Annotated in this window: 7 protein-coding genes; all 7 read left to right on the forward strand. The window is 41.9% G+C overall.

Annotated elements, in window-relative coordinates; all coding sequences use genetic code 11:
• Positions 1 to 158 precede the first annotated feature (158 nt).
• The 7 genes from DRB05_RS03805 to DRB05_RS03835 all read left to right on the forward strand — a co-directional run bounded on the left by DRB05_RS03805 (position 159) and on the right by DRB05_RS03835 (position 9,408).
• Positions 159 to 923 (forward strand): transporter substrate-binding domain-containing protein, encoded by a 765-nt coding sequence (locus DRB05_RS03805; RefSeq protein ID WP_128725753.1) that lies wholly within the window; start codon positions 159 to 161, stop codon positions 921 to 923.
• Between the two features lie 100 nt (positions 924 to 1,023).
• On the forward strand, positions 1,024 to 3,171 hold the full coding sequence (locus tag DRB05_RS03810; protein ID WP_128725754.1) for a DUF6351 family protein: 2,148 nt from the start codon (positions 1,024 to 1,026) through the stop codon (positions 3,169 to 3,171).
• 62 nt (positions 3,172 to 3,233) lie between these two features.
• Positions 3,234 to 3,584 carry a gamma-glutamylcyclotransferase family protein gene (locus DRB05_RS03815; RefSeq protein WP_193554555.1) on the forward strand — a complete coding sequence of 117 codons (351 nt, stop codon included), beginning with the start codon at positions 3,234 to 3,236 and terminating at the stop codon, positions 3,582 to 3,584.
• A 244-nt stretch (positions 3,585 to 3,828) separates the two neighbouring features.
• Positions 3,829 to 6,165 carry a TonB-dependent receptor gene (locus tag DRB05_RS03820; RefSeq protein ID WP_128725756.1) on the forward strand — a complete coding sequence of 779 codons (2,337 nt, stop codon included), beginning with the start codon at positions 3,829 to 3,831 and terminating at the stop codon, positions 6,163 to 6,165.
• 76 nt (positions 6,166 to 6,241) lie between these two features.
• The gene (locus tag DRB05_RS03825) at positions 6,242 to 7,369 is read left to right on the forward strand and encodes an alkaline phosphatase family protein (protein ID WP_128725757.1); all 1,128 of its coding nucleotides are present in this window, start codon (positions 6,242 to 6,244) and stop codon (positions 7,367 to 7,369) included.
• Positions 7,366 to 8,445: an alkaline phosphatase D family protein gene (locus tag DRB05_RS03830; RefSeq protein WP_128725758.1), complete on the forward strand. Its 1,080-nt coding sequence runs from the start codon at positions 7,366 to 7,368 to the stop codon at positions 8,443 to 8,445. The genes DRB05_RS03825 and DRB05_RS03830 overlap by 4 nt, the downstream gene beginning before the upstream one ends.
• Before the next feature lie 207 nt (positions 8,446 to 8,652).
• Entirely contained in the window at positions 8,653 to 9,408 is a 756-nt protein-coding gene (locus DRB05_RS03835) for a hypothetical protein (RefSeq protein ID WP_128725759.1), read from the forward strand.
• Positions 9,409 to 9,532: the final 124 nt, after the last annotated feature.

The following is a 9,532-nucleotide window of genomic DNA, read 5'->3' on the forward strand; positions in this document are numbered from 1 at the left end:
AATTGGTGTTACTGTTCAGCAAAGAGCAGTGAACCTCAAGCACGAAGCCGTTTGTTTACTGCTTCGCGCTTTTAACGAAAAGGCGCAACATCCACTCTGTTGCGCTTTTTCAATTCTATTATTACCCTTAGAGTAGTCAATTTAGGGTAAATTTGTCGATGCGCATTTTTTTCATTTTGCTACTAACTCTCTTCAGTACTTGTGCCAAGGCAAGAACGGATAGCCGAACAGTACACATTTGTTTTGAACGGTGGTGGCCTTATAGCTTTATAAATGAGCAAAAGCAAGTTCGCGGGATTGAGGTTGATGTTATTAAATCAGCACTCGTTAGCAGTCCTTACCGAGTCACATTTCATGAACTTCCTTACCGTCGTTGTTTAGCAGGCGTCGCCGATGGCACGTTTGACTTTACTTTACACGTTGATGAGGCTGATGGCTTTCCAATTATTGACGTGTCATTCACCACTTGGCAGCTTTCTCTTGCGGTTAAAAAAGGTCGCTTTAGTAGCCCTGATGACTTTTATCAGCTTACCGCCCCTAGAGTCATGATCTCAGAGGATTACAGCTATCCGGAAGCAGCAGTGCAAGGGTTAAAAGAAATCAAAGCGGCTATTGTTCAACGTTCATTTTATGAGCAAAATCATGACGACGGCAAAAAGTTTTTTAGCGTACTCAATAACAATAGAGTTGACGCCGTTTTAGTCGATAAAGTGTGGGCATTAGAGATGATCCGCCGCCATCAGCTTGAAGTCGACTTTTTGCCTCGCCCCTTTCATGCTGAGCAGCAATTTATGGGGTACAACATCGCTAACCAAGCGATGGCGAAGCGTATAGAGTCACTCTTAGAAAAGGTTCCAAAAAAAACAATTAAATCCATTGAGATTAAATACTTAGGCGATAGTTTTCAATCTCTAACGCAATAATTTCATGTTCAAATAACAAACAAATAACCACACTTCGATGATCTAGTCCTACACTTATATTATCGGTTTATCCATTTGTCCAAAACCCGAAGGAGCTCGTATGAAATCCTTATTTTCTTGGCTCACCGCATTCTTATCTTTGATTGCTCTTGGCGCTTGTGGTTATTGGTTTTGGCTGACGAGTGAGCAAGAAAAAATATACAGTGTAAAAAGCGTAGCAATCGGTGCAAGCAATCCTATTCTTGAGTTTTATCCGCATATTTCGAAAGTTACAAGACCCGTCGATACCTTCGTATTTCCAATTGCGATAGGAGATATTGGTCCTAGTACCAATCTATACTCTGGCCCTAACCAATATCCTTTTTACTGTATGACTCTGGACTCTGGCCTTGGTCAACCAGAAATAGATAACCACACGGGGCTCGGTGTGCCGGTGATGGACCAATCAAACCAAGTACTTGGTTTTAGTAAAGATTGCATGGCAAAAACGCGGTTACGCTACTTTGCGATAACTTCTGACAACCAAATCAAGCCGCTAGACAAAAGAAATAAAGCGATAGACACAAGCTTACTTTTACGGGTTGAGCAAGGCACCATAAATCGCTTCATTTACACTATCGTTATGCCAATTACAGTTGACGAAGTGGGTGATAGATACGCAAAGTCTCAATGGAATAACCGGCTTATCTACCAATTTAATGGTGGCTCTGGAATTGGCTTTAGACAAGGCAGGCAAAAACCAGAGCGTGTGATAGATAGACAGCTTGAGCAGTTAAGACTTGGCTATGCGGTCATAAGCTCTAGTGGCAATAAAACCAGCTACACCTACAATATGTTACTGGCTGAAGACACCGCAAGGCGGGTGAAAAAGCAATTCACTAGTTTGTACGGAGAGCCGCTCTATACGGTCGGAATTGGTGGCTCTGGCGGTGGACTCGCACAATATTTGATTGCACAAAATAGCCAAGGGATCTTAGATGGCCTTATCCCACTTTATAGTTACCCTGATATGATCACCCAAACCACTTACGCGTTAGATTGTGATTTACTAAATAACTACTTTACTTTTAGAGCCGATGACAGAAAAGCATGGCATGATTGGACCCGCCGCCGTCATATTGAAGGCATGAATGCAATCAACGACTTTCCGCAAAGAGCTGGTTTTTTGCAGCCACTCAACCAATTAATGTCAGGGTTTGTACCCTCCTTTCCTGATGGCAATAGCGAGTGTATCAATGGCTACTTTGGATTATCTACTTTTATTAATAATCCGAGGCAAGGGTTTTTAAGGGCCTTTTTTGAGGATGAGGTAGTAGAGAAAACAAACTGGAGTTACTGGCAGGACATGGCTAACGTATTTGGCACAGACCAATCAGGCTTAGGACTAAGCACTTGGGATAACGAAGGTGTTCAATACGGACTTGAAGCATTAAAGGCTCAGCAGATCACGATGGCTGAATTTATTGATATCAACAAAAAAATAGGTGGATGGAAGCCCCAAAACAAGATGCAACAAGAAGAAATTGTATTGCCATTTGGCCATAAAGTACCTATTTGGCTAACGCTTTGGGGTAATCATAATATCACCACGCCAGATGACAATGGTATAGCACCTAGGCACAGTGGCAGCCTTGCGGCGATGGAAAAAGCATATCGCTCTGGACAGGTATTTATCGGCAAGGTTGATATCCCTATTATTGATGCCAGACATTACCTTGAGAATGAGCTAGATATGCATCATATGTCTGCTTCATTTTATACTCGATTGAGAATGTCCGCCGCAGATTCAAACCCAGAGAACCAAGTAATTTGGGTCGCACATCAAGCGTTTAATCCAACTCAACTCGCATTTGAAAAAATGGATGAGTGGTTACTCAACCTAAAAGCGCAGCCAAATTTATCCGTTGCAGACGCAAAACCGAAGACACTTGCTGATACGTGTTTCGACGAACAAGGTAAAGTCATCGCCAGCGGCAACGCAGTGTTTAATGGTATCTGGAATAACCAGCCGCAAGGGACCTGTACCGCTAGATATCCGATGTTTTCTACCAGCAGAATTCAAGCTGGTGCAAACTGGGCTGGTGATATATTTAAGTGTCATAAAATATCGATTGAAGAGGCGCTTGCTAAAGGGATCTATGGGGATGTAGATATCTCAACACAACTCGCCACACTTAAACAAATTTATCCTCAGGGCGTATGCGATTATAGTCAGCCCGATATGGGTAGACCGCAAGATCTTGATTGATAGAAAAAATAACTCAGCTTAGACTGAGACCCAGCGGAAAAACAATGGATTAGAATTAAGTGATGCAAGCATTATTTTCGTACGGCATATTGCAACAGGAGCAAGTGCAACTAGATACATTCGGCAGACGATTAGAAGGCGAGAAAACGGTACTTTGTGGATTTAAAGTTGGCCAAGTTAAAATAACTGATCCCGTTGTTATTGCCAGCAGCCAAAAAGATATTCATCCCATTTTGATCGCAACGGGTAATGTAGAGGATGAAGTCGAGGGCACAGTCTTTTTAATCACTAAAGCTGAATTAGCTTATGCAGATGAATACGAAGTGGATGACTATCAGCGCATTTCCGCAACACTAAGCTCGGGTAAAACCTGCTGGATTTACTCGGCAGCTCCTAATGCCCAATTAATTTAGTTCCCAACTAATCCTCGAGTTATTCGTTGTGAATAGCTCTGCTTTTCCTTTGATTGCTATTCAGAGCCACTCTCAAATGTAGATCTTACGTCCCACGAATAAAATACAAATATGCCTATGTCTTAATTCTTTAAACTTTTATTAATTGAACGTTCAATAAAAGTCGCCTGAATTGTCATAAAACCTCCCCATACTTGCGCCGACTCTTTCAGCGATCACAATTAACCTAGAAGTTGGAACAATTATGAAAACGCAACGTAAGCTAAACCTGATCACTACCGCACTACTATCCACCCTAGCAGTTAACGCATATGCTAACGATGACGAGAGTAAAGACGATAAAGTCATTGAAGAAGTTACGGTTGTTGGACAAAGCGTTTCCTTTGCAAATAACGCAACAAGTGACGAAATGAGCAAGCAACAGTCTGCTATGACATCGGCTTTGGCTGTTATTGATAATTTACCTGGTGTTCTCATCAACGAAGGAGATACTTTTGGTTCTGACGACTGGTCGACCACCGTTTCTATTCGTGGTTTTCAGCTGAGTTTAGACGAGCAACAAATCGGTATTACGGTTGATGGCATTGCTAATGGTAATTCAAACTATGGTGGTGGTGCGAAAGCAAATCGCTACATTGATACTGAAAACTTGGGTGCAGTGCAAGTATCTCAAGGTACCGCTGATATTGCCTCGCGCTCCAATGAGGCATTGGGTGGTACACTTAACTTCACAACCATCGACCCCACTGAAAAACAAGGTTTAACGCTCTCTATCACCAGTGGTGACTTTGAAGCGAAAAAGTACTTCGCTCGTTATGAAACTGGTGAAATAATTGAGAATACCTATGCTTGGATCAGCGTTTCTAGCTCAAGTAACTCAGACTGGATCCAACAAGTCACGAATAATGAACGCGACCATTTAGCCGCTAAAATAAAACACCAAAAAGGCCCGCTAACGGTAAAAGCTTATGCATCTTATGACGATGTGGTTGAAGCAAACTACCAACGTGTAAGCCAAGAACAATTTGAAGCAGATCCAGCATGGGATAGACTGACAGATACCATCACCGGCATTCCACATATAGACCAAGTATACCGCAATGGTTGGCGTACGCACCGCGAAAACATTTTCGGCTACATAGAAGCGACCTATGAACAAACTAATTGGGCACTAACGAGTAATGTCTATTATCACACCAATGAAGGTCGTGGTGATTGGGTTCCTCCCTATTTAGTTGATATCAACAACGACGGATTAAATCAGCCTCATTCAGAAGTAACAGGTACTGCGCCTTATACTGGCGGTAGTCCTATCGGACGCATTTACTTCGTTGATAGAGAAGGTAAAGCACTAAAACCAAATGCAAAATGTACCTCAAGCCTGACTTTCCCATACGGTGGTGCTGACGAAGAGTATGATCCGGCATGTTATGGTGCAGGCGCAATTCCGGTAGGCTCTTATCGACATACGCACTACGGTAAAGACCGTCTCGGGATCAATGCTGATTTTACTTTCTACGGCAAAATTGCCGATATGGATAACACCATTCGCGCAGGGTTTTGGTATGAAGACTACCAACGTGAAGAATGGCGAGATTGGCACAAGCGTATTGATGCTCGAGTTTCTGCTAATTTTGATCATACGCCATATTGGATCCAATATAGCCGTGAGTTTAATGTCGATACAACCATGCTCTACATTGAGGATGAATTAGATTTTGGCCTGGCTCGACTGCGCGTTGGCGCCAAGAAATTTTTAGTCGAGTTAGAAGGTCTCGACAAGTTTAGCGGTCAAAAAGTGGCGCTAGACTCAGACTCTGACGCATTACTAAGCGCAGGGTTCGTCGCCCCCATGCCAATCGAAGGCCTAGAGTTATTTGCAGGCTATGCCGAAAACTTTGCAGCTATAAAAGACAACGTATTAGAACGCGAAGCCTCTGCACTAGAGCAAATCGAGCCAGAAACGGCTGAAAACATTGATTTAGGTTTTAGGTATTCATCTACCGAATTTAATGCCAGCCTGACCTATTATGATGTAACGTTTGATAACCGCATTAGTTTTATTGCTCCAGATTCACCAGATGGCATTGATTATCTGATTGGCACTAATGGTTCATATGTGAATGTTGGCGGTATCGAGTCGAACGGTTTTGAAGCTTCTGCAACTTGGTATGTAACCAACAGCTGGGGTATCTATGCATCATATACATATAACGACTCCATCTACACGGGTGGTTTGCATGACTTCCCGGCGGGTAACACAGTATTTGGGTCTGCAGAAGATTTAGCCGTTATTTCTATTGATTGGGCTGAGGGGCCATATTTCGCGGGTCTTTCAACGAAATGGGTGGGTGACCGTTACATGGATGCGAAGAATACTCAAAGAGTCGATAGCTATATGACTTCAGATTTTTATGCCGGTGTTGCGATTGATTCACCGCTATCTGGTGTTGAAAATATGGAGCTAAGGTTAACTATCAATAACCTAACCGATGAAAGTTACTTGGGTGGTATTGCTGGTCAATCTGCATGGATAGGAGCTCCACGCACCGCTGCTGTGAACTTTAAGCTCACTTTTTAATAATAAAGCCAAGTAAATAAGGGCACTTCGGTGCCCTTTTTACACAGATATACCCTAATGTGGATTGGGAGATAAAATGAAGCGTGCAATGTGGTTATTCATACTCACTTTTAGTGTATTTACTCAAGCAAAACAAAATGATCCGAACCTTATTCTGGTCACAATAGATGGTGTTAGATGGCAAGAAGTGTTTTACGGATTGGATAATCAGTTAGTCAACGATAAAGAATCAACAAGCGCTCCAAAAGTGCTAAAAGCTCTTTTTCAGGGACACAACTCTCAGCAAAGCCGTGAAAAGTTAATGCCATTCTTATGGCAATACGTGGTCGAAAACGGTGTCATTCTCGGCGATAGAAAACAAAACTCAACAATGCGAGTTTCCAATCCATGGTATTTTTCATACCCGGGTTACAACGAAGTAATTACTGGCATTGCCGATCCCAATATTGACTCTAATGACAAAAAACCGAACCCAAATATATCGTTTTTAGAATGGCTACAATCTCAGCCTGGTTTCGAGCCAAATCTTGCTGTTTTCGGTAGTTGGGATGTTTTCCCTGCTATTTTCAATCGTGAAAGGAGCAAATTGCATATAAACGCTGGATTTGAAATTGCTAAGCACACCACTAACCCCAAACTACAATTTTTAAATGAATTACAGGCGCAAGTTCCAAGTCCTTGGTCCTCAGTGCGCTTAGATGCCTTTACTTATCAATATGCAAAAGCCTATCTTCAAACCCAAAAACCAAGAGTGATGATGCTAGCACTTGGCGAGCCAGACGATTATGCGCACGGTGGAAACTACGACGAGTACATCAAAGGTATTCACCGTGCTGATAAAATATTGGCCGACTTATGGCAAACCTTACAAGCAATTCCGCAATACAAAAACAACACCTATTTACTCATTACTACCGATCACGGCCGCGGCATGGGTCGTAAGGATTGGAGACACCACTCATCAAAAGCAGCGATTGAAAAGAACTATCCACGCATGCTTGAGAAGCAGCCTGAGGGGATCGTAGGTTCTGAGCAAGTTTGGTTTGCAGCCATCGGACCCAAGATAAAAGCCAAAGGATTAGTGATCCCAAAGCAAGAGCAAACCTTGTCGCAAGTTACCGCGACTGCGCTTCAATTACTTGGACAAAACCCTTCTACCTTTAATCCCAAGATAGCACCACCGCTTGAAGGCATAGCGCAATGATCAAACTAAAACGACCTAAACTCGCTGAGCGCAAGCATTTCACTCGCCTAATACTATTTCCTTTAATGGCGTTTGTTGCAATGAACGTGTATGCCAATGAGCAATCTTCTTTGTCAACTATTCGCTTTGGTTCATGTTCTCATCAAGATAAACCTATGCCTATATTAGCGGCAATTAATAAAGAGAACCCTGAGCTATTTATCTTTCTCGGAGACAACATCTATGGTAACACCACGGATATGGATGTGCTTAAGAAGAAATATGAAAAGCTTGACGCAAACGCAGGTATACAGGAATTACGGCAACAATCTCAAGTTATCGCCATTTGGGATGACCATGACTACGGTGAAAATGACGCAGGTTTGGAATATTCTCAAAAAGAAGCCTCACGAAAGATCATGTTAGACTTTTGGCATGAGCCTGCAAACTCTTTGCGACGCACTAGAGACTCAGGAATTTATACTTCGTATGAATATGGCCAAGGAAATCAGCTCATTCGTGTCATTATGCCCGACTTGAGATGGAACCGTCCGGCGTTAACGTCAGTATCAAAATCAGAGTACGACAACAAACGTAAGCCAGAAAATAGAGGACCATATAGCCCAGTTCTAAACGCGAGTATGCTCGGTGAGCAGCAGTGGCAATGGCTTCAGTCTGAGTTAAAAAAACCTGCCGCCATTCGAATTATCGCTTCTAGTCTACAATTATTACCCGAGTTTACGGGCTGGGAAGCTTGGGCCAACTACCCAGCTGATAGAGCACGCCTTCTGAACTTCATCACGCGCGAAAAACTTGGTGGTGTTATCATGATTAGCGGTGATACACACTGGGGTGAAATTTCGAAGGTAGTACATCAAGGCTACCCTTTTTGGGAAGTCACCAGCTCGGGGCTTACAGAAGAGTGGAAACAAGTCAGCCCAAATCAACACCGAGTATCTGGGTTTACTCATGATGTGAACTATGGGTTCATCGACATTGATTGGTCTCATTCAGACCCCACAATCACAATCGGCTTAAAAGATGTGGACGGTAAAGAAGTGATGTCAAATATACTTAAGCTATCTGATATTCAATAAACACCACGAGTACAAACAGATAGCTCCATTATCTATTCATAGTTACGCAATAATATAACAACGTTTTTATTTAGGAACATGGAAGTTCCCTTTTCACTTTAGAGCACCACAGATTGTTATAAATTGTCATAAATTGTTATACCCTATTTTAGAAACGTAATTATAAGTCTACACTACGTGAAAGTATATTTTGTCAAAGGAAAGGATATGAAATACATTTATGGGTTAACAAGTTTACTGTTTATTTTAGGAGCCAGTGGCTGCTCTAGTGAGTCAACCACTTCAGATATTGTCGCTACCGAAAAAATTTGGGCAGACATTCGACTTACTGCAAATGGTAAGCGCGCTAGAGTCGTTACTGAGTTTAATAAAAGCAGTAGTATAGGCGCAAATATCATTCTTAGCCCCAGTGACAAAGTGCAAGCCACCGTTGGTAATGAAGTAAAAGTATTAGAGATGGATGAGGATATTTTAGATATTGACTATCAAGGATACTTTAGCCAAACGACTAAAAATACTGAATTTAAACTTGAATTAATAAGAAGCAAAGAAAACAAGACACTAACATCAAAAGTACTCTTACCAGAAGAGGTGTTGTTATATTCGCCAGTCGCGTCTACATATCGCAAAGATAGCCGAATTGTCGTTGAGTGGAAGCCCGTAAATGAGCCAAATACCACCCTTACCCTATTTTTTAATGCGAGTTGTACTACAAATACAGGTGATCCTTCATCAATCAGTCGCTATGTAGAGTTAGATGATAGTGACGGCAGCTACACTATTTTACTTGGAAGTATCGAAGGGCTCCATAAAGATAATTTGAATAAGAAAAAGTCTTGTAAGTCACATATTACCCTATCACGCTCAAAGAAAGGCACTGTCGATAGTCAATTTAAATCTGGTAGCTCAATACATGCCATTCAAGAAAAGGAATCTGAAGAGTTAACCATCTTACTCAACTAATCTACACTTAAAACAACAAGCTGTACATTATACCTACTAGTCTGAATGCTTACACAATTTGAAGACGCAAGTCTGACGCTAACTGTGTTAAAAGCTTCTTATTTAGAACAACTAAATAGCAAAA

It is taken from the genome of Pseudoalteromonas sp. A757 (assembly GCF_004103285.1).
GTDB classification, from domain to species: Bacteria; Pseudomonadota; Gammaproteobacteria; order Enterobacterales; family Alteromonadaceae; genus Pseudoalteromonas; species Pseudoalteromonas galatheae.

Coding starts and splice junctions, on each gene's coding strand:
- DRB05_RS03820 (WP_128725756.1), top strand. CDS start 3,829: ATGAAAACGCAACGTAAGCTAAACCTGATCACTACCGCACTACTATCC.
- DRB05_RS03815 (WP_193554555.1), top strand. CDS start 3,234: ATGCAAGCATTATTTTCGTACGGCATATTGCAACAGGAGCAAGTGCAA.
- DRB05_RS03835 (WP_128725759.1), top strand. CDS start 8,653: ATGAAATACATTTATGGGTTAACAAGTTTACTGTTTATTTTAGGAGCC.
- DRB05_RS03830 (WP_128725758.1), top strand. CDS start 7,366: ATGATCAAACTAAAACGACCTAAACTCGCTGAGCGCAAGCATTTCACT.
- DRB05_RS03810 (WP_128725754.1), top strand. CDS start 1,024: ATGAAATCCTTATTTTCTTGGCTCACCGCATTCTTATCTTTGATTGCT.
- DRB05_RS03805 (WP_128725753.1), top strand. CDS start 159: ATGCGCATTTTTTTCATTTTGCTACTAACTCTCTTCAGTACTTGTGCC.
- DRB05_RS03825 (WP_128725757.1), top strand. CDS start 6,242: ATGAAGCGTGCAATGTGGTTATTCATACTCACTTTTAGTGTATTTACT.